Source organism: Streptomyces sp. NPDC056738 (assembly GCF_042790435.1).
Classification (GTDB): domain Bacteria; phylum Actinomycetota; class Actinomycetes; order Streptomycetales; family Streptomycetaceae; genus Streptomyces.
Window position 1 is genome coordinate 361,973 of record NZ_JBHTZF010000006.1, and the last position, 24,341, is coordinate 386,313.

Here is a 24,341-nt window from a genome sequence, read left to right on the forward strand (position 1 = left end):
CCGGCCACCGGCCCTCACCAGCTCCGCGGGCGCCGCCGCGATCCGCATTCGGCTGATTCTTGAGCGATCTCGAACGACGGTCCCGGTGGTTCCGGGGCAGGCATACCCGTCCGGGGTACGGTGGCGGTCCTAGCTCGCAGGAAGTGCTGACGCCCCTGATGACGGTACGCATGTTGCCCTGGGCCCGGCCCGCCGTTCCTCTCCTCACCGCGCACATAGGCCACGTCCCCACGGCACTCCGCGTCCTCGGACGCCGTACGGCCGTGTGTGGACCGTCCCGAAACGCCTGTCGCGCATCGAGAAGAGGACTCCCCGTGAACAGCATCAACCGTCGCACCGTCCTCGCCGGACTGGGCGCGGCAGGTACCGGCCTGCTCGCCGCCTGCGGCAAGGACGCCCCCAGCGCCCCCGCCCTGCTCAGCCCCAACGGACCCCAGGTCGCCCGCGTCGAGAAGAAGCGCGGCGCCACGGGCCGGGTACGCAGCCTCAACGTGACGGCCGCGCCCGCCACCGTCGACCTGGGCGGCGGGGTGACGGCCAAGTCCTGGACCTTCGGCGGGCAGATTCCCGGCAAGGAGATCCGCATCTCCGCCGGGGACACGCTCGAGGCCGAGCTGTCCAACCAGTTGCCCGACGCCACCACGACGTCCATCCACTGGCACGGCATCTCCCTGCGCGGCGACATGGACGGCGTACCGCCCGTCACACAGAACCCGGTGCGGGCCGGATCCAGCTTCACGTACCGCTTCGTCGCCGACAAACCCGGCACGTACTTCTTCCACCCGCACGTCGGCGTCCAGGTCGACCGCGCCCTGTACGCGCCGCTGATCATCGAGGACCCCAGGGAGCCGCTGTCGTACGACGACGAGTGGGTTCTCGTCCTCGACGACTGGCTCGACGGCGTGACCGGCACGCCCGACGACGTCTTCACCGAGCTCAGTCACGGCATGTCCGGCATGAACATGAAGGGCAGCGGGTCGCGGCAGCCGACGTCCTCGCACCACCCGTCGATGCGGACGTCCCCGTCCGCGTCCGCCGGCGACGGCCCCTCGACGCGGTTCAGGCTCGCCAGTTCCGCCAGCCCTCTGCTCGGCCGTGACGCCGGGGACGTCAACTACCCGTACCACCTGATCAACGGACGGGTGCCGACCGACCCGGCCGTCTACAACGGCACGCCCGGCAGGCGGGTCCGCCTCAGGATCATCAACGCCGGCGCCGACACCGCGTACCGGGTGGCGCTCGGCGGCCACAAACTGACGATCACCCACACCGACGGCTTCCCCGTCGAGCACGAGGAGGTCGACGCCCTGCTGGTCGCCATGGGCGAGCGGTACGACGCGCTGGTCACCCTCGACGACGGCGTCTTCCCCCTCGTCGCGCTGGCCGAGGGCAAGGACGTCTCCGGCATGGCGCTCGTGAAGACCGGGTCGGGCGGCCTGCCGGATCCGGCCGTGCGTCCGAGCGAACTGGACGGCCGCATCGTGACCGCAGGACAGTTGCGCGCGAGCGACGACGTACGACTGGGGACGAAGGATCCCGACCTGGTCATCCGCGTCAAGCTCACCGGCAGCATGGGCACGTACGACTGGGCGATCAACGGCAAGCGGTTCGACATGGCCGCCCCGACCGCGGACCCGCTGCTCGTGCAGCAGGGCCAGCGGGTCCAGCTCGACTTCGTCAACGCCACGGGCATGTGGCACCCGATGCATCTGCACGGGCACACGTACCAACTCGGCCCCGACGGCGCGCGCAAGGACACGACCATCGTGCTGCCCAGGTCGAAGGTGTCCGTCGTCTTCGACGCCGACAACCCCGGGCAGTGGATGCTGCACTGCCACAACGCCTACCACAGCGAGGCCGGGATGATGGCGCTCCTGGCCTACGGGGCCTGAGTCCGCGGCGCGTCGGGGCCCTGCAGCTCAGCCGAGGAAGCTCAGTCGCACCTGACGGTTCGGGTTGTCCTTGTTCGTGTCCACGAGGCACACCGACTGCCAAGTCCCCAGCTCCAGGGCCCCGTCCACCACCGGCAGGGTCGCGTGCGGCGGGACGATGGCGGGAAGGACGTGGTCGCGGCCGTGCCCGGGACTGCCGTGACGGTGCTGCCAGCGGTCGTCCGCGGGAAGCAGGGAGTGCAGCGCGGTCAGGAGGTCGTCGTCGCTGCCGGCGCCGGTCTCCATGATGGCGATTCCGGCGGTGGCGTGCGGCACGAAGACGTTCAGGAGGCCGTCGCGGCCGGCCGCGACCTCACGGAGGAACGCCTCGCAGTCGCGGGTGAGGTCGACGACCGTCTCCGACGTGCCGGAGGAGATGTGCAGGACCTGCGTGGTGAAGGCATCGGACATGCCTCAATCCTCCCCCATCCACGGGCTCGCGGCCTGTGGCGACTGCGCCTGTCCGGCGGCCGTGGCGAGGGTTCCGGCGGGCGAGGCGAGGAGTCCTCTGCGGCCGTGGCGAGGGGTCCTCGGCGGCTGTGGCGAGGCCTTCGGCGGCCGGTCGTGATCGGCCTTCCGTCGACTCTCACCGGCGCGACGGTCCGTCGGGTGGCTCACAGTGAGGTACCCGACGTGCCCGGCGGGAAGATCCCGGACCCCGGTCCGGTTCCCAGAGACGTGAACAGCACCGGGGTGAACGCGCGCGAGGTCGATGTGGTCGTCGTCGGGGCCGGCCAGGCCGGTCTGGCCGCCGCCTACCACCTGCGGCGCACCGGCTTCGAGCCCGAGCGGGACTTCGTCGTGCTCGACCACGCGCCGCATCCGGGCGGCGCCTGGCAGTTCCGCTGGCCGTCGCTGACGTACGGCAAGGTGCACGGGATGCACTCCCTGCCCGGTATGGACCTCAAGGACGCCGACCCGGACCGTCCGTCCTCGGAGGTGATCTCGGAGTACTTCGCCACGTACGAGAGCGCCTTCGGCCTGCCGGTGCACCGGCCGGTCGACGTCAGGTCGGTCCGGGAGGGGTCCGACGGGCGACTGCTCGTGGAAGCCGGCGACCGATCGTGGTCGACGCGGGCGCTGATCAACGCGACGGGGACCTGGGACCGCCCGTTCTGGCCCCGCTATCCGGGCCAGGAGACCTTCCGCGGGCGGCAGTTGCACACGGCTCAGTACCCGGGCCCCGAGTGGTTCGCCGGGCGGCGCGTGATCGTCGTGGGCGGTGGCGCTTCCGGCACCCAGCATCTGATGGAGATCGCCTCGCACGCGGCCGGGACCACCTGGGTCACCCGGCGTCCCCCGGTCTTCCGCGAGGGACCGTTCACCGAGGAGTTCGGGCGGGCCGCGGTCGCTCTCGTCGAGGAGCGGGTCCGGCGGGGGCTGCCGCCGAAGAGCGTGGTCTCGGTCACCGGGCTGCCGCTGAACGACGCGATCCGTCAGGCGCTGGCCGACGGCGTGCTGGACCGGCGGCCGATGTTCGACCGGATCACCCCGGACGGCGTGGAGTGGGCGGACGGAGCGCGGGTGGAAGCGGACGTGATCCTGTGGGCGACCGGTTTCCGGGCCGCCATCGACCACCTGGCCCCGCTGCGGCTGCGCGAACCGGGCGGAGGCATCCGGGTCGAGGGAACGCGCGCGGTCGCCGATCCGCGGATCCACCTGGTCGGGTACGGGCCCTCCGCGAGCACCATCGGCGCCAACCGGGCGGGCCGGGCGGCCGTACGGGACATCAGGCGGTTGCTGGCGGACGCGCCGGTCGCCGTGTGATGCCCCGTACGAACGTCAGCTCGTGGGAACGACCGTGGGACCGGTCGTGGGATCGGCCGTGGGCGTGGCCGTGGGGGGCGCGGCGGAGGTGACCGCGGGTGAGACCTCCGGCGTGATCGCCGGGGTGACGGCGGGTGAGGCCACGGGCGGGACCGTGGGTGAAGCCGGGGACGTGACCGTGGGAGAGGCCGTCTGCGGGAGCGTGGGCGAGGCCGTCGGGGATCCGCTCTTGTGCTGCCGCCGGTTGAACTCGGCCACGTTGCGCTGGTGTTCCTCGTAACTGGCCGTGAAGCGCGTGTCGCCCGGCTTGACCGTGACGAAGTACAGCCAGTCGCCCGCGGGCGGGTTGACCGCGGCACGCATCGCCGCCTCGCCGGGGTTGGCGATGGGAGTGGGCGGCAGGCCCATGCGCCGGTACGAGTTGTACGGGCTGTCGAGCCTGGTGTCCGCCTCGCTGGTGTTCAGGGTGGAACGGTTGAGCGCGTAGTTGATGGTGGAGTCCATCTGCAGCGGCATACCGCGCGCCAGGCGGTTGTAGACGACGCGGGCCACCTTGCCCATGTCCGCCTCGGTCGCCGCCTCCGCCTGCACGATGCTCGCGACGGTGACCGCCTGATAGACGTTCATCGCGTTGCGCTGCGCGCCCGCCGCGATCGGCGCCCCGTTGAACTTCTTGTTCGCGGTGTCGACCATGAACGTCAGCAGGGACTCCGGGGTCGCCTTGTCACGGATCGGATAGGTGGCCGGGAAGAGATAGCCCTCGGGGTTGCCCCTGGCGTCGTTCGGAAGCTTCAGACGGGCTTTCCCCAGGGACTTCTTGGTGGTTCCGGCGGGGACCCGGAGGGCCTTGTCGACGGCCGCGTAGATCTGTCCGGAGCGCCAGCCCTCCGGAACGACCAGAGACGTCGGACGGGCGTCGTCCCCCATGGTCAGCAGCGGCACCGCCACGGCGGTTGCCGCCACGACGGCGCCGGTCGCGATCAGGGCGACCCGGCCCCGGCGCGTCAGTCGGATCGTGCTCCGTGGCGGAGTGTTCGTCTGCATACGGGGCACGGTAACGCGCTATTGCCCACAAACCCGGCATATCGTCATCTTGTCGGCTCCAGTTGGGCGTCCCGGTGGACGAGCGCGGCGTAGCGCCCCTCCGCCGCCAGCAGTTCCTCGTGCGTGCCCCGCTCGACCGCGCGGCCGGAGTCGAGGACGACGATCTGGTCGGCACCGCGGATCGTGGAGAGCCGGTGCGCGATGGTGAGCGTGGTGCGGTTGGCCGACAGGGCGTCGATGGCCTCCTGGACGGCGTGCTCCGTACGGGTGTCCAGGGCGCTGGTCGCCTCGTCCAGGATGAGCACGGGAGGGTCGCGCAGGATCGTGCGGGCGATGGCGAGGCGCTGCTTCTCGCCGCCGGAGAAACGGTGGCCGCGTTCGCCGACGACCGTGTCGTACCCGTCGGGCAGCGACGCGATGTGGTCGTGGATCTGGGCCGCCCGCGCCGCCGCGTGCAGTTCCTCGTCGGTGGCGTCCGGCTTGGCGAAGCGCAGGTTCTCGGCGACCGAGGCGTGGAAGAGGTACGTCTCCTGGGAGACGACGCCGACCGCGCGTGCGAGGGTGTCGAAGTCCAGGTCCCGGACGTCGACCCCGTCGAGGGTCACCCGGCCGCCGGTGACGTCGTACAACCGGGGCACCAGATAGCTGAGCGTCGACTTGCCGGAACCGGTGGGACCGACGACGGCGAGGCTGCCGCCGGCCGGGACGGTGACGTCGATGCCGTCGAGGATCGGGGCGCCCTTGTCGTCGTAGCGGAACTCGACGTCCTCGAAGCGGATCTCACCCTTGACCTGGTCGAGGTGCACCGGGGTCTCGGGCTCGGTGATGTCGATGGGCAGGTCGAGGTACTCGAAGATGCGCTGGAACAGCGCGAGCGAGGTCTGGATCTGCACGCCGGTGGACAGCAGGCTGACCGTCGGCCGGAACAGGCCCTGCTGGAGCGAGACGAAGGCGACGAGCGTGCCGATCGATATGGAGGGTCCGCCGAGCTGAAGGGCCACGCCCGCGGTCCAGTAGATGAAGGCGGGCATGCCGGCCATGACGATGCCGATGACGGACATCCGCCAGCGCCCGGCCATGTTCGACCTCACCTCGAGGTCGACGAGCCCCTCGGACTCCTCGGCGAAGGACTTCGTCAGCGAGTCGGCCCGGCCCATGGTGCGCCCGAGCAGGATGCCGCTGACGGACAGCGATTCGGTGACGGTGGCGGCCATCGCCGCCATCTGCTTCTGCCGCTGGGTGGTGATCTTCTTGCGTTCGTTGCCGACCCGGCGGCTGATCCACACGAAGACCGGCAGCAGGAGCAGGGAGACGACGGTCAGGCGCCAGTCGAGGGCCACCATCGCGATGATCGTGGCGACCACGCTGGTGAGATTGGAGACCAGCGAGGTGGCCGTGGAGGTGACGGTCGCCTGTATGCCGCCGATGTCGTTGGCGATGCGGGACTGGACCTCGCCCGTGCGCGTCCTGGTGAAGAAGGCCAGCGACATGCGCTGGAGACGGCCGTAGACCGCCGTGCGCAGGTCGTGCATCACGCGCTGGCCGACGGTCGTGGAGATCAGTGTCTGCAGGACGCCGAAGACGCCGCTCAGGACGGCGCTCGCGATCATGCCGAGCGCGAGCAGGGTCAGCAGGCCCGTACGCCCCTGGGGGATCGCGGTGTCGAGGATCGCCTTCAGCAGGAAGGGCGTGGCGACCCCCACGAGGGAGGCGGCGCCGACCAGCAGGCCGACGATCGCGAGGCGGCCACGGTAGGGCCGGAAGAGACTCAGGATGCGGCGCACCTGCCGGGGCTGTTGCTTGTCGACAGGTGGCGGGCTCCAGGTCGGCTGTTCGGGGCGCAATGGACTCCTAGGGAATCGAGAGGACAGGGGGTGCCGATGACGACATGGACATCGACAAGGATCCGACGACTGACGGACCCCAGCTCATTGTTACCTATACTCACAATGAACGGCATCCTGATATTGTTCCCGCATGAGCACCCCCGATGCCGACGGCCTGCTCGCCGAGCAGTTGCTGCGTCTGACGCGACGCGTGCACCGCATCCAGAAGCGCCATCTGGAGCAGCGCGAGCTGGGCATCACCCCTGCCCAGTCCCGGCTCCTGCGTACCCTCGCGCACTACGCCTCACCACCCCGCATGGCCGATCTCGCGGAGCGCCTCGAAGTGGTGCCGCGCGCCGTGACCACGCTGGTCGACGGCCTGGAGGCGAGCGGCAAGGTGCGCCGGGTGCCCGATCCCACCAACCGCCGGGTGATCCGTATCGAGGTCACGGACGAGGGCCGCAAGGCGCTGCGCGAGCTGCGCGCCGCGCGCCGCGGCGCCGCGGAGGAGATCCTGGCTCCATTGACGGACGAGCAGCGCGAGGTGCTCGGCGGGCTGCTGGACACCCTGGTGGACGGCATGCCGAGGGTGGACCACCGGTGCTGAACGGGCTCGGGGCGGTGCGCCGCCGCTGAGGCGGCCCGGGACCGGAACGGCCGGGACTGGAACGGCCGGGACTGGAACGGCCCGCGCCGGGACGGCCCGCGCTGGGGCGGCCTGGACCGGGCGGCCTGGAGCGGAACGGCCCGGCCCGGGGCGGTCTCGTCCTGAGCCGACTCGGCGCACCGCCCGCCCGCCGCCGCGAGCGTAGGAGGAGTGGTCCGCTGTGCCTCTGCTGGAGCCCGACCCCGACAGGCTGCGTCCCGGGACGCGCCCCGACGCCCCGGCGGCCGACCGGGTCCCGGAGGACCGGGCCGGCGGGACCCCCGAGCCCCTGCGCGGCGACCTGATCGCCCTGCTCGGCGCCGACAAGGTGGTGACCGGGATCTCCGACCTGGTGCGCTACGCCTCCGACGCCAGCCCCTACCGCTTCGTGCCACGGGTCGTGGTGGTCCCCGAGGACGTCGACGACGTCTCGGCGGTGCTCTCGTACGCCCACGGCAAGAGCCGCGAGGTGGTGTTCCGCGCGGCCGGGACCTCGCTCAACGGCCAGGCGCAGGGCGAGGACATCCTCGTCGACGTCCGCCGGCACTGGACGGGAGTCGAGGTCCTCGACGGCGGAGCGCGGGTCCGGATCGCTCCGGGCACGACCGTCGCCCGCGTGAACGCCGCACTCGCCCGGCACGGGCGCGTGCTCGGCCCCGATCCGGCGAGCGCGGTCGCCTGCACGGTCGGCGGCGTGGTCGCGAACAACGCCTCCGGCATGACGGCGGGCACCACCCGCAACACCTATGTCACCCTGGCCTCGCTCACGTTCGTCCTGCCGTCCGGCACGGTCGTGGACACGGCGGAACCGGACGCCGACGAGCGGCTGTCGGCGGCGGAACCCGCCCTGTGCGCCGGGCTCATGGAGCTCAAGGCGGATATCGAGGCGGACGCCGCGCTCGTCGAGCGCATCCGGGCCAAGTACGCGATCAAGAACACCAACGGCTACCGCCTGGACGCGTTCCTCGACGGCTCGACGCCCGTCGGGATCCTGCGCGGTCTGATGGTCGGCTCGCAGGGCACGTTCGGCTTCATCTCGGAGGTCGTCTTCGACACCCTGCCACTCGACCGCCGGGTCTCCGCGGCGCTGCTGTTCTTCGGCTCGCTGCCGGCCGCGGCCGCCGCCGTGCCCCTGTTCACCGCCGCCGGCGCCTCGGCCGTCGAGCTGATGGACGGCAACACCCTGCGCGCCTCGGTGGCCGTCGACGGCGTGCCCGGGGACTGGACCGGTCTGCCGGGTCCGACGACCGCGCTGCTCGTCGAGTTCCGCGCCCCGGACGAGGAGGCACAGGAGGCGTACGAGGAGCGGGCACGCGCGGTCCTCGATGAGCTTCCCCTCGTGTCGCCCGTGCCCTCGGTCACGAACGCGTTCACCCGTGACCAGCGGACCGTCGCCGGTTACTGGAAGGCCCGCAAGGCGTTCGTGACGGCCGTCGGCGGCGCGCGCCCGCCCGGCACGACACTGATCACGGAGGACTTCGCGGTACCGCCCGAGCGGCTCGCCGAAGCCTGCGAGGCGCTGCTGGAACTCCAGACCCGGCACGGCTTCGACGCCGCCGTCGCGGGCCACGCCGCCCACGGCAACCTGCACTTCCTGCTCGCCTTCGACGCCTCCCGGCCCGCCGACGTCGAGCGCTACGCGGCCTTCATGGACGCGTTCTGCCGGCTCACGGTCGAACGCTTCGACGGCTCGCTCAAGGCCGAACACGCCACGGGGCGCAACATCGCACCCTTCCTGGAGCTCGAATGGGGGCCCAGGGCGACGGAGTTGATGTGGCGTACGAAGCGGCTGATCGACCCCGACGGCGTGCTCGCCCCGCGCGTCGTGCTCGACCGCGATCCGCGTGCGCACGTACGGGGTCTGAAGACGATCCCGCGTGTCGAGGCGATCGCGGACCCGTGCATCGAGTGCGGCTTCTGCGAACCGACCTGCCCGAGCCGTGACGTGACGACGACACCGCGCCAGCGGATCGTGCTGCGCCGCGAGCTGATGCGCCAGCCCGACGGCTCACCCGTCGGCAAGGGGCTCCTGGAGGCCTACGGGTACGACGCGGTGGACACCTGCGCGGGCGACTCGACCTGCAAACTGGCCTGCCCGGTCGGCATCGACACGGGCGCCCTGATGAAGACGTTCCGGCACGCCCGGCACACGCCGCGCGAGGAGAAGGCGGCCGCACTGGCCGCGCGGCACTTCCGGGTCGTCGAGGGCTCCGCGCGCCTGGCCGTCGCCGCCGCGGACCGGATCGGCGGCGGGCCGGTGAACGCCGTGACACGGGCGGTCCGCAGAGTCGTGCGCCCCGATCTCGTGCCCGAGTGGCTGCCGGGCATGCCCGGAGCGGCGCCCTCCGCCCTGCCCCGCACCGCGCGCGTAGGTGCCGCCGCCGTCTACTACCCGGCCTGCGTCAACCGCATCTTCGGCGGCCCGGGAGAGGTGTCCCTCGCGGAGGCCGTCGTCTCGGTCTCCACACGCGCGGGAAGACCGGTGTGGATCCCGGACGATGTGCGCGGCACCTGCTGCGCGACGATCTGGCACTCCAAGGGGTACGACGCCGGCAACGCCGTGATGGCCAACCGCGTCGTCGAGGCGGCCTGGGGGTGGACCGCGGGCGGCAGACTGCCGCTCGTCGTGGACGCCTCGTCGTGCGCGCTCGGCATCGCGCGCGAGGTCGTACCGTATCTGAGCCCGGACAACCGGGAGTTGCACGCCGAGCTGCGGGTCGTCGACTCGGTCGTGTGGGCGGCGCGGGAGCTCCTCCCCCGCCTCACGGTGCACCGCACGCTCGGCTCGGCCGTCCTCCACCCGACCTGCTCCATGCGGCACTTGGGCGACGAGGCCGAGCTGCGCGCGGTGGCCGAGGCCTGCGCGGACGAGGTGGTCGTTCCCGACGACGCCGGGTGCTGCGCCTTCGCGGGCGACCGCGGCATGCTCCACAGGGAGCTCACCGAGTCGGCCACCCGCGAGGAGGCGGCGTACGTGACCTCACGCGCCTTCGACGCGCACCTGTCGGCCAGCCGCATGTGCGAGATCGGCATGGATCACGCGACGGGCCGCTCGTACCACTCCGCCCTACTGGCACTGGAGCACGCGACCCGCCCCGGCGCCGGACCGACCGACCCGTCTCCCTGACGTGCTGCCGCCTGCCGGAGCGGGCGCCAGGGCGGCGGCACGCGCCTCCGCGCCGCCGCTCGGGCACCCTTTGCTCAGCAGCGGGCGCGGTCCCGTGTGAGCGTCCCTTGCACGGTCACCAGCGAGCGGTCGTAGCACCCGGCCGAACCGTGCCGATAGCGCTCGCTCGTCGTGGCGACCGCGTGACGCTGATCGCGCGGCACACCGGTCGTGTAGGTCGCGTCGCCCGTGTAGGTGTCGTCGAGCCATGACCATGCGGTGGGCCGACCACCCGAGTCCTCGTTCGCGGCGGCCCGGTCGCCGAGCGTCAGCACGGTCCGCAGCCGGCCGTCCGCGCCGAGGGTCGTCGTGCCGTCCATCGTGTACGTGCGCCGGGTGCGCGTCGTCGTGGCGGGTCCGCGTCCGTCGACGGTCACGACCTCGTCGTCGGTCCACCTCGCCTCGATGCCGTCCGTGTCCTCGCCCTCGGTCCAGCGGTGCGTGGAGGTGTTGGCGAGCTCCCGGCCGACCGTCGTGAGCACCCGGCCGTGCGAGGTGTCGACATAGCCGGCGACCGTCAGCCGGTGCCCGCCCACGGTGTCGACGCGGTGCTCCGAACCGGGTGTGTACGTGGCCGAGTCGGTGAGGTCCCCCTCCTCGGCCCGGACGAGCCCACCGCTCACCCGGGCGCGCCCCGGGTCCTGCCGGACGAGCACGTTGACAGGCAGACTCCATCCGGACTGTCCCTCGGGAACGCCCACGACGGAGACGTCGATCCGGTGCGGACGCCCGTCGTCGAGGACTCCGGCGAACGGGGTCAGGTCGTACTCGATGGGCCGCACCGCGAAGGCGCGGGGTCCCGGAATCACGTACCAGAGGAAGGGGTTGGACCAGCCTCCGGTCCACACGGTCGGAAACGGCTCGGCGATTCCGGCGAGCCGGCCGTCGACCTTGATCTGCACCTCGCGGTAGGCGCCACCGGCCGCCTTGCAGGAATACGACGCCTCGTCCGGGACCGTCATGTACCAGACCTCCTCGCAGCCGCCGCCTGACCCGGTCGCGTACACCTCGGCGATCACGCGCTCACTGTTGCGCGGGGTGGTCAAGGTGCCGTCCTGGAGGGTCAGCACACGGTCGGGCGTCACGGCGGGCCTGCCGGTGTAGAAGGTCAGCGTGGCCTTGACGTCGAGAACGCCGGTGTACGTGTCGTCGACGACGTTCCCGATGAGCATCTCGACGTCCTGGCTCCGCCGGAACGTGTCGCTGTAGCGCGTCACGTCCGTCTCGACGGACCACTCGATCCCGTCGGGCGACGGCTCGGGCGTGGACGTACGGAGAATCTCCACCCCGCCGACGTGCAGATAGCCGAGACGGTCGAACTGCCGCCCCTTGACCTTGCCTTCGAGCCGGAGCACGACCTTGCTCCAGCGGTCGCCGCAGCCCTTCGGCGGGGTGTAGGTGCCGGTGTAGGGCGTGAAGTCGCGGAACTGTGCCTCGGCGACCGTCACTTCGCAGGACTTCCCGGACGGCCGGCCGACGGGTGGGGCGGCGGTGAGCGGGTCGTGCCAGTCGCTGCCGAACTCGGCGGGCGCGTCGCCCGATTGGACGGCGGGAGCCGAGGCGCTGTCCGCGGCGGACGCGGTGGAGGCCACGGACGTGGTGGAGGCCGGGGACGCGGTGGAGGCCGGGGACGGGCGATCCGCGACGGGCACTGTGGCCGCCGGAGCCGGGGCCGCCCCGAGGAGGGTGCTCGCGGCTAACAGCAGCCCGGCGAACATGGACATGATGACCGGTCTCTTCATGTGCGGTGTTCTACGGGGCGGTCGAGCCGTCCGCAATGGCGCACCGTCGTCCCCGGCCAACACACATGGGTTCGCCAGGGCGTGTCCGTCCTAGGCCTTCAGATCCGCCTTGTCCCCCATCAGCACCACGGGATGCTGCTCCGGGTCGAGGGTGCGCAGAAGGTACTCCATGCCTTCCTTGGGCAGACTCACGCACGCCGACGTGCCACTGCCGTGGTCCATGTGCAGCCAGATGCCGCCGCCCTTCTCGTCTCCCCAGGGCCGGGTCGGATCGTCCGGAGGATTGCCCTCGAGGCGGTTGTAGTCGATGGCGATGACGTAATCGAAGTCGTGCCAGTACGACTCGGGCCAGTCGTGCGGAGCCTGGTACGTCTCCGACTGCGAGTACGGCAACAGGGCACCCGGGTCGTCGAGCACGCCACCGGCGTCGCTCAGCGTGAACACACCGACGGGGCTGCGCTTGTCGTCCTCGTGATGGTCGGTGGTCCAGCCCTTCTTGCCGTTGTGCGCTGCCCAACTACGCGTCTTCTCCCAGGCCGTACCGGACTTCGTGAACAGCACGGCCGTGGACTCCGCGGAGTCCTTGCCCTCGCCGTACACCGCCAGGACCTGCCGCGAGTCGGAGGGGATCTCCCGCTGCAGCCGGTCACCGACGTCGGGGATGCGTGTCGGGTCGACCGCGGGCGCACTCGTACGAGCGACCTCGCCGCGGGCCCCCGAGTGGCCCTTCCCACCGCTGCCGCTTCCGCCCTCCGCGCCACCGCAGGCCGAGAGAGCGACCACGAGGGCCCCGCAGGCCATGGCCGCGAGCCCCGTACGCATCGCACCGTTCTTTCGCATGCGGTCCATCCTCGCATCACGTATCGGGCGAATCACCCTTCTCTCCCGTACCGGCCAGTCGCGGCCACCCCGGTCCGGTTCCTTGCCACGGGACGTAAAACCGTTTGCCTTCGACCACACTGCGGCGCGAACCTGTCACGGTTTGCTGCCGGCCCCGGCCGGACGGCCCGCCGACATCCGGAACCCTCTCCATCGCCTTACACGAGCCACTGGGACGTCATGCAGATCCAAGACCTTCCGTATCCCGACCCGGGTGTGCCCGACGCACGCTCAGGTCCCCGATTCCTGTGGTGGCTCGGGCGGAATCAACTCGGCGGACAGTTCAAGGCCCTGGCCTGGGGTCTGCTGCACTTCCTCGCCGTCTGCGCGCTGCCGTTCTGCGTCGGTCTGGCCGTCCAGTCCGTCATCGACCGCTCGGGCACCCGGCTCGCCCTGGCCGGCGCGATCATGGTCGTGTGCGGCGCGGGCATCGCCGTCGGCGAGCTCATGCTGCACCGCACCGCGGTCACCAACTGGATCACCGCGGCCGCGCGCGTCCAGCAACTCCTGGCCCGCCGAACCGCGCTGCTGGGCTCCGCGCTCACCCGGCGCGTCGCCGCGGGCGAGGTCGTCTCCGTCTCCACCGGCGACGTCGAGAAGATCGGCTGGTTCGTGGAGGGCGTGTCCCGGTTCTCGGCCGCCGCCGTGACCGTCGTGGTGGTCTGCGTGGCCCTGGTCGTCTACCAGCCGGCCCTGGGCGTGATCGTCGCCGTGGGCGTACCGGTGCTGGCGGTGGCCGTCCTGCCGCTGCTGCCCCGGGCCACCCGGCGTGCCGACCTCCAGCGGGAGAAGGCGGGCCGTGCCACCGAGCTGGCCTCCGACACCGTGGCGGGCCTGCGGGTGCTGCGCGGCATCGGTGGCGAGGAGCTCTTCCTCGACCGGTACCGCCGCGCCTCTCAGGAGGTGCGCCGGGCCGCCGTGCGCAGCGCGCGCATGTGGTCGATGATCTCGGCGATCCAGGTGCTGCTGCCCGGTCTGCTGATGATCGCCGTCGTCTGGCGCGGTGTGGAGCTGGCCCGGGACGGCCGGATCGAGGTCGGTGAACTGGTCACCGTGTACAGCGCCGTCATGCTGCTCACCTACCCTTTGCGGCATTTCGAGGAGATCGCCATGGCGTACTCCTTCTCCCGTCCGTCGGCCAAGCGGGCGGCCCGGGTGCTGTCCCTGGAACGGGCCATCGACAGCGGCGGTTCCCTCGCCGCGGAGCTGCCGCGCGGCGACCTGTACGACCCTTTGACCGGTCTGCTCGCTCCCGCAGGCCGTTTCACCGCCGTGGTGTGCGGGGACCCGGACGCGGCCGGACTCCTGGCCGAACGGCTCGGCGGCCACCCCTCCGAGCGGAGCGACGAGGGCAGCGCCGAGGACGGGGACGGGGCCGGGGACGGGGCGAGAAGCACCTCGGTGGTGCTCGGAGGCGTACCGCTGGACGAGCTGCCCCTGGAGTGCGCCCGCACCGCCGTCCTCGTCCAGGACAAGGACCCGGTCCTGCTGTCGGGCACGCTGCGCGAACTGCTCGACGTGCCCGCGTCGGGTCTCGTGAGCGCCGAGGCCGCTCTGTCGGCGGCCCAGTGCGGTGATGTCCTGGACGCCCTCACCCAGGGCTCGCTCGACAGCGAGGATCCGATGGACGCGCGCGTCACCGAACGCGGACGCTCCCTGTCCGGTGGCCAGCGCCAGCGGCTCGCGCTGGCCCGGTCCCTGATCACGGACCCGGAGGTGCTCGTCCTGGACGAGCCGACGTCCGCGGTCGACTCGCACACCGAGGCCCGCATCGCCGACGGTGTGCGCGCCCTGCGCACCGGGCGCACGACCGTGGTCTTCACCTCCTCACCGCTGCTCCTGGACCACGCGGACCGGGTCGTCCTCGTCCACGAGGGCGAGGTCGTCGCGGTCGGCGCGCACCGCGAACTGGTGCACAGCGAACCGCGATACCGGGCCGTGGTGACCCGCGAGACCGAGGAAGAGGCCGCCACCGGGGCCGCCGCAAAGGCTGGCGGACGAGCCGAGCTCGTCGCGACGGCTCCTGACGCCGAGGCCGCCCTCGGCCCGGCGGGCGTCAACGACGAAACCGCTCTCGGCACCGTGACCGCCGACGACGAGGCCGTTCTCGACGGCGTACTGGAAGAGATCGAGGAGACCGCATGATCGGCGTGGCCCCACCGGCGTACGACCCGGCCGCCCCGACGACGGCGAACACACTGCCCGTCGGCGCGCCCGCGACCGTGCGTGCCTACGTGACCGAGTTGTTCCGACGGCACCGCGGAGCCTTCCTGCTCCTGGTCGCCGTCAACACCGTGGCCGTCGTGGCCTCGATGGCCGGGCCCTATCTGCTGGGCTCGGTCGTCGAACGCGTCTCGGACCACGCGCGCGACCTCCATCTGGAGGCCACCGCCGCCCTCTTCGTCGTCGCGCTCGTCGTTCAGGCCGTGTTCGTCCGGGAGGTCCGGCTGCGCGGTGCCATGCTCGGCGAGCGGATGCTGGCCGACCTGCGCGAGGACTTCCTCGTACGGTCGGTGGGTCTGCCGCCCGGCGTCCTGGAACGGGCCGGGACGGGCGACCTGCTGTCCCGCATCACCACCGACATCGACCGGCTCGCCAACGCGATGCGCGAGGCCGTCCCGCAACTGGCCATCGGCGTGGTGTGGGCGGCCCTGCTCCTCGGCGGGCTCGCCGTGACCGCCCCCGTGCTCGCTCCCGCCGTCCTGGTGGCCGTCCCGGTGCTGGTGATGGGCTGCCGCTGGTACTTCAAGCGTGCACCCGCCGCCTACCGCTCGGAGGCGGCCGGCTACGCCGCCGTCGCCGCCGTCCTCGCCGAGACGGTCGATGCCGGGCGCACCGTCGAGGCGCACCGCCTGGGCGGGAGCCGCATCGAGCTGTCGGACCGCCGCGTGCGGGAATGGACGGCGTGGGAGCGCTACACGCTCTGGCTGCGGTCGGTCCTCTTCCCGGTCGTCAACATCACGCATGTGACGGTGCTCTGCTCGGTCCTGATGATCGGCGGCTGGCTCGCCCTCCAGGGCTGGATCGGGGTGGGCCAGCTCACGACGGGTGCGCTGATCGCCCAGATGCTCGTCGACCCGGTGGGACTGATCCTGCGCTGGTACGACGAGCTGCAGGTCGCCCAGGTCTCGCTGGCCCGGCTGGTAGGGGTGCGGGACATCGAGCCGGACGCGGGCGACCCGGCCGTGAAGCCCGAGGGACGCGACGTCCACGCCGACCGGGTGCACTTCGGCTACCGCGCGGGGGTGGACGTGCTCCGGGAGGTCTCCCTGGCGGTGCCGCCCGGCACCCGGCTCGCCCTGGTCGGCCCGTCCGGCGCGGGGAAGTCGACCCTGGGCAGGCTGCTCGCCGGAATCTACGCGCCCCGGGACGGCCACATCACCCTTGGCGGCGCCGAGCTGTCCCGGATGCCCGCGGAGGAGGTCCGGGCGCACGTCGCGCTGGTCAACCAGGAGCACCACGTCTTCGTGGGCTCCCTGCGCGACAACCTCCTGCTCGCCGTCCCCCAGTCCCGGCGACACCAGGACGAACAGCACGATCAAGAGCAGGCTCAGGGGAAGAAGCAGGGACGGAGGCAGGTGCAGGAGCAGCAGGTTCCGGCACCGGCCGCAGGCGCGACGCCGGCCCCGGCTCCGGCCGCGGGTTCGGCCGCGGGTTCGGCTCCAGCCCCGGCTCTCGCTCTGGCCCCGGGTGGGGCCGCGAGTCGGGACGGGACTCCTGCGCCGTCCCCGACCCCGACCCCGGCTGCCCATCCGGCCGAAGGCGCCGACTCCGTCGACGCCCGGCTCTGGGCCGCTCTCGGCGCGGTCGACGCGGCCGGCTGGGCGCGGGCGCTGGACGACGGTCTGGACACCGAGGTCGGCTCGGGCGGGTTCGCGCTCACCCCGGCCCAGGCCCAGCAGATCGCGCTGGCCCGTCTGGTCCTGGCCGACCCGCACACCCTGGTCCTGGACGAGGCGACCTCGCTCCTGGACCCGCGGGCGGCCCGCCATCTGGAACGCTCGCTGGCTCGCGTCCTCGACGGCCGCACCGTCATCGCCATCGCCCACCGTCTCCACACCGCTCATGACGCGGACGTCATCGCCGTCGTCGAGAACGGCCGCATCAGCGAGCTCGGCAGCCATGACCAACTGGTCGCGGCGGACGGCGCGTACGCGGCACTGTGGAGGTCCTGGCACGGGTGAGCGGGGCACCCCGCCGGGGTCTGTGGCGCTGCTGGTCGGCCGCTGTGGCGTTGCGCGGTGCCGAAGGGGGGTGGAAGGCTGGATGTGGGCACCCGCTCGGGGGACTCCCGGGAACCAACCGGTTCGCGGGAAGCGACGCCTGTGTCCTCGGGTCCGCGCGCCCACCGTCGAACACGGTGGCTCCGGTCCCGTCCGCACCCCCTGGAGGTACCTGTGGACAGCGCCGACGGATGGGGAGACGACGTCTACCAGCCCGACGGATCCGAGGTGCAGGACGACGCGGGGCTGCTCGACTCCGAGGACACACTGGTCACAGACGGTGTGAGTGACCCCCTGGACCGCGGCTGGTCGCCGCCGGAACGGCCGTGGGCGGTGGAGCACAACGGGGTGACCGCCTCGGAGCGCCGTGCGGGCGAGACCCTGGACCAGCGCCTCGCCGACGAGCTCCCCGACATCGCCGGATCCGACGGCGACGGCATCGGCGACTGCGAGGGCACCGACGGTGAGCCCATCGACAACGAGGTGGGCGCCCTCCGCTCGGGCCGTCTGGTGGCCCCGAACGAAGGCGCGCACGAGGACGAGGAGAGCGGGCTCATCGCCACGGACATCGGCATCGACGGTGCCGCGGCCTCGGCGGAGGAGGCCGCGATGCACATCGTCGACGAGGACGCCGTGTCCGGCTGACCGGCACGCCTCCCGTTTCCTTCCCAAGGAGTCGCCATGCAGCAGGACAAGCAGCCCGACTACCGCCCGGTGGTGTTCCGCGACCGTGCCGCCGGTTACGCCTTCCTCACGCGCTCCACCGCCACGAGCGACCGGACCATCGACTGGGACGACGGCGAGACCTACCCGGTCGTGGACGTCGAGATCTCCTCCGAGAGCCACCCGTTCTACACCGGCAAGGCCCGAACGGTGGACTCCGAGGGCCGCATCGCTCAGTTCGAGCGGCGCTTCGGAGGCGGGGAGCAGGGGTCCGGCGCCGGCACCGACGGCTGACCGCGACGGGGGCGGGGGCGGCGACGGGCGCGGGCGCCCTCCGTCGAGCCGAAGGCGCCCGTACGGCCTCGAAGGAGCCGCGCGACCCCGATGCGGAGCGGGCGGCGCGGGACTCAGATGAAGTTCAGCGCGGCCGCGCAGCCCACGGCGCCCAGCACCATGAACACCGGCGTCAGCACCTTGAGCTCGACCCAGCTCCCGGCCCGGAACCGCATCACCTTGGGCGGGCCTATCGGGTACCAGCGCTTGCGGCCGACCGGGATGGGCCACAGGATCGGGCAGCCGGACACCGTCAGCGCGTCCCCGATGTCGTGCACCAGGGCGCCGAGGATGATCGGCAATCCGAGCCACAGGTACTCCTGGCCCGGAGCGGAGAACAGCCAGTCCGCGCCGTTGCCCGGCTTGTCCAGGGTCTGCGCGAGGATCCACGAGCTCGTCGCGGCGAGCAGCCAGACCAGGACGTTGCTGCTCGAACCGCGGGCGGCCCGCCACAGCAGCCCCTCGATGGCGAGCACCATGTGCACGAAGAGGATCCCCAGGACCGCCCACCGGCCGCAGGTGATCGCCAGCACCGCAGTGCCCGCTCCGATCGCGACCGCCCACACCCAGGTGTGCGTCAGTGTGCGGTGCCCGCCGTTGCGCCGGGGGTCGCCCGGCTTCCTGGTCCCCTTGTAGGCGGCGTAGGAGAGCTTGTCGACGATCTCGCAGAGTCTGCGTGACACCGGTCCGAAGGCGTTCGAGATGGTCGCGGCCTTGTGGTCCAGGTCCGGGGCGAGAGCGGCGCCGGCGCAGATCAGCGCGCCGACGAGCAGGACCGGCCAGGGCATGGCATGGCCGGCCGCGGCGGCCGCCGCTCCGACGCCGAGCCAGGCCGCGGCCCCCGACAGTGAGTGTGCTGGTCCCATCATGGCCGTTCCCCGCCCCATTTCTCTTGCAACGCTGTCCAGTTGCCCGTGCACGCTGACGCGTCACCGGCGCCACAGCGTAGCGGTCGTGATCTTCCCCCGAACATCCGATTCCCCCATCACGTGTATCGACAGGCAAGATGGGGGCGTGACCCTTATCGATCAGCTCCCGCAGACCACAGACCCCGACGCCCTCTACGAAGCCTTCGAGTCGTGGGCCGGGGAACGCGGTCTCACCCTCTACCCCCACCAGGAGGAGGCGCTGATCGAGGTTGTCTCGGGTGCGAACGTGATCGTCTCGACACCCACCGGCTCGGGCAAGAGCATGATCGCGGCGGGCGCTCATTTCGCGGCGCTCGCCCGCGACGAGGTCACCTTCTACACGGCACCGATCAAGGCGCTCGTCTCGGAGAAGTTCTTCGAGCTGTGCAAGATGTTCGGCACCGAGAACGTCGGCATGCTCACCGGCGACGCCTCCGTGAACGCCGACGCCCCGGTCATCTGCTGCACCGCCGAGGTCCTCGCGTCCATCGCCCTGCGCGACGGCAAGCACGCCGACGTCGGCCAGGTCGTCATGGACGAGTTCCACTTCTACGCCGAGGGCGACCGGGGCTGGGCCTGGCAGATCCCGATCCTGGAACTTCCGCAGGCGCAGTTCATCCTGATGTCGGCGACGCTCGGCGACGTCTCGATGTTCGAGAAGGACCTCACCCGCCGCACCGGCCGCCCCACGGCGGTGGTCCGGTCGGCGACCCGGCCCGTCCCGCTCTCCTACGAATACGTGCTCACTCCGCTGACGGAGACGCTCACCGAGCTGCTCGCCACGAAGCAGGCCCCGGTCTACATCGTGCACTTCACCCAGGCGCAGGCCGTGGAGCGCGCGCAGGCTTTGATGAGCATCAACATGTGCACGCGTGAGGAGAAGGACCAGATCGCCGAGCTCATCGGCAACTTCCGCTTCACCACCAAGTTCGGCCGCAACCTCTCCCGCTACGTACGCCACGGCATCGGTGTGCACCACGCCGGCATGCTGCCCAAGTACCGACGGCTGGTGGAGAAGCTGGCCCAGGCAGGTCTCCTGAAGGTCATCTGCGGCACCGACACCCTGGGTGTGGGCGTCAACGTCCCCATCCGCACGGTGCTGTTCACCGCGCTGACGAAGTACGACGGGACGCGGGTGCGCACGCTGCGCGCCCGTGAGTTCCACCAGATCGCCGGCCGGGCCGGGCGCGCGGGCTTCGACACGGCGGGCTACGTCGTCGCCCAGGCGCCGGAGCACGTGATCGAGAACGAGAAGTCGCTGGCCAAGGCGGGCGACGACCCCAAGAAGCGCCGCAAGGTGGTGCGCAAGAAGGCTCCCGAGGGTTTCGTGGGCTGGACGGACAACACCTTCGAGAAGCTGATCGCCTCCGATCCCGAGCCGCTGACGTCGCGCTTCCGTGTCACGCACACGATGCTGCTCTCGGTGATCGCACGACCCGGCAACGCCTTCGACGCGATGCGGCATCTCCTCGAGGACAACCACGAGCCGCGCAAGCAGCAGTTGCGGCACATCCGCCGGGCCATCGCGATCTACCGTTCGCTCCTCGACGGCGGCATCGTCGAGAAGCTCGACGAGCCGGACCCGACGGGCCGCATCGTGCGCCTGACGGTCGATCTCCAGCAGGACTTCGCGCTCAACCAGCCTCTGTCGACGTTCGCGCTCGCCGCCTTCGACCTGCTGGACCCCGAATCCCCGTCCTACGCCCTGGACATGGTGTCCGTCGTGGAGTCCACGCTGGACGAACCGCGGCAGATCCTCGCCGCCCAGCAGAACAAGGCCCGTGGCGAGGCCGTGGCCGCGATGAAGTCCGACGGCGTGGAGTACGAGGAGCGCATGGAGCGGCTCCAGGAGGTGACGTACCCCAAGCCTCTGGAGGAACTGCTCTTCCACGCGTACAACACCTACCGCAAGAGCCACCCGTGGGTCGGCGACCACCCGCTGTCGCCGAAGTCCGTCATCCGTGACATGTACGAACGGGCCATGTCCTTCACCGAGTTCGTGTCCTTCTACGAGCTCGCCCGCACCGAGGGCATCGTCCTGCGCTACCTGGCCAGCGCCTACAAGGCCCTCGAGCACACCGTCCCGGACGACCTCAAGTCCGAGGACCTGGAGGACCTGATCGCCTGGCTGGGCGAGCTGGTGCGCCAGGTCGACTCCAGCCTCCTGGACGAGTGGGAACAGCTCGCCAACCCCGAGGTGATGACGGCCGAGGAGGCCCAGGAGCGGGCCGACCAGGTCAAGCCGGTCACCTCGAACGCCCGGGCCTTCCGCGTCCTCGTGCGCAACGCGATGTTCCGCAGGGTCGAGCTGGCCGCTCTGGACAACGTCGACGAACTCGGCGAGATGGACGGGGAGTCCGGCTGGGACGCCGACGCGTGGGGCGAGGCGATGGACAAGTACTGGGACGAGTACGAGGACCTCGGCACCGGCCCCGACGCCCGTGGCCCCAAGCTGCTCTCGATCGTGGAGGAGCCGCAGAACGGTCTTTGGCGGGTCCGCCAGACGTTCGCCGACCCGAACGGCGACCACGACTGGGGCATCAGCGCCGAGGTCGACCTCACGGCCTCGGACGCCGAGGGCCGTGCCGTCGTCAAGGTCACCGATGTCGGACAGCTCTGAGTACAGGAGAACTCCACCGATGACGAACCCGGCCGAGAGGCTCGTCGACCTGCTCGACCTGGAGCAGATCGAGGTCAACATCTTCCGCGGGCGCAGCCCGCAGGAGTCGCTGCAGCGCGTCTTCGGCGGCCAGGTGGCAGGCCAGGCGCTGGTCGCCGCCGGCCGCACCACCGAGGGCGACCGGCCGGTGCACTCGTTGCACGCGTACTTCCTGCGCCCGGGCCGTCCGGGCGTCCCGATCGTGTACCAGGTCGAACGGGTGCGGGACGGGCGGTCGTTCACCACGCGCCGCGTCACCGCCGTGCAGCAGGGCCGCACGATCTTCAATCTGACCGCCTCCTTTCACAAGCCCGAGGAAGGGAGCTTCGAGCACCAGTTGCCGCCGGCCCGTGAGGTGCCGGACCCCGAGTCCCTGCCGACAGTGACGCAGGAGATCAAGGAGCATCTGGGTGCTCTGCCCGAAACGCTGGAACGCATGGCGCGGCGCCAGCCGTTCGACATCCGCTATGTGGACCGGCTGCGCTGGACGGCCGAGGAGGTCAAGGGCGCCGAGCCGCGCAGTGCGGTGTGGATGCGTGCCGTCGGCCCGCTGGGCGACGACCCGCTCGTGCACACCTGCGCCCTCACCTACGCGAGCGACATGACTCTTCTGGACGCCGTCCGCATCCCGGTGGAACCTCTGTGGGGTCCGCGTGGTTTCGACATGGCGTCGCTGGACCACGCCATGTGGTTCCATCGCCCGTTCCGCGCGGACGAGTGGTTCCTGTACGACCAGGAGTCGCCGATCGCGACGGGTGGCCGCGGTCTGGCCCGCGGGCGCATCTACGACCTCAAAGGGCGCCTGCTCGTCTCGGTCGTGCAGGAGGGGCTGTTCAGGGCCCTGTAGGCGGACTCGTCCGGGCTCCCGCGCCGCAGCCATGCGAGCAGCCTCCGCGACCGGGCTGACTCCGGCGGCCTCGGCGGGGCGGCCGCGGCGGTCGCGCAGTGCCGTTCAGCGCGCGGAGAGCCGACGGGTGCGGTCCGGGCCGCGCGCGGTGGAGCTCCGATGGGCCCACTTACCGACGACCCGGGCGACGGAACCCGCGCCGGAACGCTCGGGGCGCGCGGTGCCGGGCGGGGCGCGGGGCGGACTTCCCTGGCTTCCAGGACGCTCTGCCCGAGGTCGGCCCTCAGCCAGCCGATCTCGTCCGGGTGCTCAGCGGTCGTGATGCGTTCGGTGATCCGGGCACCGGGCGAGTCCGGTGCGGCCCGTGAAACAGGCGCGGGCATGAGACGGTTGAGATGCGCGCGCTCGTAGGGATCCTTGACGATCTCGGCCACGTGGACGGGGTCGAGCAGGGACGCCACCACCGCGGCGCGGGCCCAGGGGTCCTCGGTCTGCCGCAGCAGGAACCCGAGGTGGCGGCCACGCCAGTTACGGGGACGGAGGTCGAGGCCTTCGACCAACTGGTCCCGGAGGCCCTCCGGTGTGCGCCCGCTCAGCAGCGGCGCGTTGTGCTCGTCGGCCGCGAACTGCTTCAGCTCCTCGGCGAGGTAGAGCCAGACGACCACCCTGTAGCGATTCAGGTAAAACTTCACCGGCACGACCAGCCCCAGGCGGGCGAGGCGTGTGAAACGGGCGGTCGTCACGCCGACGAGGGCGGCGCCCTCCGTGGTGCCGACGGCTTTGACCCGCTCGCGCAGCGTCTCCGGGAACCCGGCTTCGGCTCGCACCCGTTCGATCTCGGTGCGGGCGATCCGGCGTCCCCCGCCTCCTTCGTCGGGGACCGAGCGCACACAGCCGAGATGCAGGGCCAGGTCGAACTCGCCCCGCTTGAGCTCCAGTTCCCGAGCCGCCCGGCTGAGCGAGACGGTGGCGGACTGCGTGATGGTGGTCGCGGACATGACGGTCTCCCCTGTGGTGTCGGAGGCTCGCGCCGGTGTGCGTTGGCCTCGGGAAAAACCGTATCCGGCTTGTCGGACATCGTGGCGGGCCTGTGGAAAACCTCGGCCACGGCGGCGTATCAGCAGGTCAGAAGTCTGAAGCGGGCTTTCCTTCCGGTTGCCGCGCGTCCACGCGAAGGTGTTCGCCGACGCGGTTCACCAGCAGCGTCATCTCGTAGGCGACCTGCCCGATGTCCGCCTCCGCCCCGCTGAGGACGGACAGACAACTGCCCGTGCCGGCCGCGGTGACGAAGAGAACCGCGTCGTCGAACTCGACCATCGTCTGCCGTACCTGCCCGGCGCCGAAATGGCGGCCGGAGCCCTTGGCCAGGCTGTGCAGTCCCGACGAGACCGCGGCGAGGTGTTCCGCGTCCTCCCGTCGGAGTCCCGTGCTCGCGCCCGTCACCAGCCCGTCGTTGGACAGCACCAGCGCATGCCGAACGTGCTCGACCCGCTCGGTGAGGTCGTCCAGCAACCAGCCGAGTCCCGTGTTCTGTTCCATGTTCCGGTCTCCCCGTGTGCCGTCCCCCTGGCCGGAGGTTTCGACCAGCAAGCCTTCCCCACTGCCGCCGTCCCGGCAAGGCGCACGGGTGGCATGGCAGAGAAGATGGCCGACGAACGGGCGCGAAGGGCGGACCGCGAGGAGGCCGTGCGACGGTGGCGTGGCGCC

At 71.4% G+C, this 24,341-nt stretch carries 17 protein-coding genes and 1 pseudogene; 10 read left to right on the forward strand and 8 right to left on the reverse strand.

The genetic code is table 11. The annotated features are described in order from the left end of the window. The first annotated feature begins 314 nt into the window (after nt 1–314). The gene (locus tag ACFRIC_RS18610; protein WP_382786832.1) at nt 315–1,892 is read left to right on the forward strand and encodes a multicopper oxidase family protein; all 1,578 of its coding nucleotides are present in this window, start codon (nt 315–317) and stop codon (nt 1,890–1,892) included. Between the two features lie 27 nt (nt 1,893–1,919). On the opposite strand, the gene ACFRIC_RS18615 is transcribed toward ACFRIC_RS18610, so the two are convergent. Continuing rightward, on the reverse strand, nt 1,920–2,342 hold the full coding sequence (locus ACFRIC_RS18615; RefSeq protein ID WP_382786835.1) for a secondary thiamine-phosphate synthase enzyme YjbQ: 423 nt from the start codon (nt 2,340–2,342) through the stop codon (nt 1,920–1,922). Nucleotides 2,343–2,609: 267 nt separating this feature from the next. On the opposite strand from ACFRIC_RS18615, the gene ACFRIC_RS18620 reads away from it, so the two are divergent. Continuing rightward, nucleotides 2,610–3,698 carry an NAD(P)-binding domain-containing protein gene (locus ACFRIC_RS18620; protein WP_382787241.1) on the forward strand — a complete coding sequence of 363 codons (1,089 nt, stop codon included), beginning with the start codon at nt 2,610–2,612 and terminating at the stop codon, nt 3,696–3,698. A gap of 210 nt (nt 3,699–3,908) precedes the next feature. Here the strand turns inward: ACFRIC_RS18620 and mltG are convergent. Next, nucleotides 3,909–4,742: pseudogene (gene mltG, locus ACFRIC_RS18625) on the reverse strand (endolytic transglycosylase MltG); the annotation flags it as partial. A 44-nt stretch (nt 4,743–4,786) separates the two neighbouring features. Next, complete coding sequence (locus ACFRIC_RS18630; RefSeq protein ID WP_382786839.1) at nt 4,787–6,586, reverse strand: ABC transporter ATP-binding protein; 1,800 nt, start codon at nt 6,584–6,586, stop codon at nt 4,787–4,789. Nucleotides 6,587–6,719: 133 nt separating this feature from the next. Here ACFRIC_RS18630 and ACFRIC_RS18635 point away from each other — a divergent pair, with 133 nt between their 5' ends. Together ACFRIC_RS18635 and ACFRIC_RS18640 are read left to right on the forward strand one after the other, a co-directional pair. Then, nucleotides 6,720–7,175: a MarR family winged helix-turn-helix transcriptional regulator gene (locus tag ACFRIC_RS18635; protein ID WP_382786842.1), complete on the forward strand. Its 456-nt coding sequence runs from the start codon at nt 6,720–6,722 to the stop codon at nt 7,173–7,175. Between the two features lie 220 nt (nt 7,176–7,395). Then, a complete protein-coding gene (locus ACFRIC_RS18640; RefSeq protein ID WP_382786845.1) occupies nt 7,396–10,341 on the forward strand; it encodes an FAD-binding and (Fe-S)-binding domain-containing protein in 2,946 nt (981 codons plus the stop codon). A 74-nt stretch (nt 10,342–10,415) separates the two neighbouring features. Here the strand turns inward: ACFRIC_RS18640 and ACFRIC_RS18645 are convergent, their stop codons facing one another. Both ACFRIC_RS18645 and ACFRIC_RS18650 read right to left on the reverse strand, forming a co-directional pair. Then, nucleotides 10,416–12,122, reverse strand: a complete 1,707-nt coding sequence (locus tag ACFRIC_RS18645) for a peptide-N4-asparagine amidase (RefSeq protein ID WP_382786847.1) — start codon at nt 12,120–12,122, stop codon at nt 10,416–10,418. Nucleotides 12,123–12,212: 90 nt separating this feature from the next. Next, nucleotides 12,213–12,962 (reverse strand): L,D-transpeptidase family protein, encoded by a 750-nt coding sequence (locus ACFRIC_RS18650; protein ID WP_382786849.1) that lies wholly within the window; start codon nt 12,960–12,962, stop codon nt 12,213–12,215. A gap of 219 nt (nt 12,963–13,181) precedes the next feature. Here ACFRIC_RS18650 and ACFRIC_RS18655 point away from each other — a divergent pair, with 219 nt between their 5' ends. From ACFRIC_RS18655 to ACFRIC_RS18670, 4 genes are all read left to right on the forward strand, one after another. After that, on the forward strand, nt 13,182–15,146 hold the full coding sequence (locus ACFRIC_RS18655) for an ABC transporter transmembrane domain-containing protein (RefSeq protein WP_382786851.1): 1,965 nt from the start codon (nt 13,182–13,184) through the stop codon (nt 15,144–15,146). Beyond that, the gene (locus tag ACFRIC_RS18660; protein WP_382786854.1) at nt 15,143–17,185 is read left to right on the forward strand and encodes an ABC transporter ATP-binding protein; all 2,043 of its coding nucleotides are present in this window, start codon (nt 15,143–15,145) and stop codon (nt 17,183–17,185) included. Before ACFRIC_RS18655 ends, ACFRIC_RS18660 begins: the two co-directional genes overlap by 4 nt. A 213-nt stretch (nt 17,186–17,398) precedes the next feature. Beyond that, the gene (locus tag ACFRIC_RS18665; protein ID WP_382786857.1) at nt 17,399–17,869 is read left to right on the forward strand and encodes a DUF5709 domain-containing protein; all 471 of its coding nucleotides are present in this window, start codon (nt 17,399–17,401) and stop codon (nt 17,867–17,869) included. 36 nt (nt 17,870–17,905) lie between these two features. Next, nucleotides 17,906–18,181 carry a type B 50S ribosomal protein L31 gene (locus tag ACFRIC_RS18670; RefSeq protein ID WP_382786860.1) on the forward strand — a complete coding sequence of 92 codons (276 nt, stop codon included), beginning with the start codon at nt 17,906–17,908 and terminating at the stop codon, nt 18,179–18,181. A gap of 113 nt (nt 18,182–18,294) precedes the next feature. On the opposite strand, the gene ACFRIC_RS18675 is transcribed toward ACFRIC_RS18670, so the two are convergent. Further along, nucleotides 18,295–19,089, reverse strand: a complete 795-nt coding sequence (locus tag ACFRIC_RS18675) for a metal-dependent hydrolase (RefSeq protein WP_382786863.1) — start codon at nt 19,087–19,089, stop codon at nt 18,295–18,297. A 145-nt stretch (nt 19,090–19,234) separates the two neighbouring features. Here ACFRIC_RS18675 and ACFRIC_RS18680 point away from each other — a divergent pair, with 145 nt between their 5' ends. Both ACFRIC_RS18680 and ACFRIC_RS18685 read left to right on the forward strand, forming a co-directional pair. After that, complete coding sequence (locus ACFRIC_RS18680) at nt 19,235–21,748, forward strand: DEAD/DEAH box helicase (protein ID WP_382786866.1); 2,514 nt, start codon at nt 19,235–19,237, stop codon at nt 21,746–21,748. 19 nt (nt 21,749–21,767) lie between these two features. After that, nucleotides 21,768–22,634: an acyl-CoA thioesterase gene (locus ACFRIC_RS18685; RefSeq protein WP_382786869.1), complete on the forward strand. Its 867-nt coding sequence runs from the start codon at nt 21,768–21,770 to the stop codon at nt 22,632–22,634. On the opposite strand, the gene ACFRIC_RS18690 is transcribed toward ACFRIC_RS18685, so the two are convergent. Both ACFRIC_RS18690 and ACFRIC_RS18695 read right to left on the reverse strand, forming a co-directional pair. Beyond that, nucleotides 22,571–23,632: a DUF6397 family protein gene (locus ACFRIC_RS18690; RefSeq protein WP_382786872.1), complete on the reverse strand. Its 1,062-nt coding sequence runs from the start codon at nt 23,630–23,632 to the stop codon at nt 22,571–22,573. The genes ACFRIC_RS18685 and ACFRIC_RS18690 overlap by 64 nt on opposite strands. Nucleotides 23,633–23,759: 127 nt before the next feature. Beyond that, the gene (locus ACFRIC_RS18695) at nt 23,760–24,173 is read right to left on the reverse strand and encodes a roadblock/LC7 domain-containing protein (RefSeq protein WP_382786874.1); all 414 of its coding nucleotides are present in this window, start codon (nt 24,171–24,173) and stop codon (nt 23,760–23,762) included. Nucleotides 24,174–24,341: the final 168 nt, after the last annotated feature.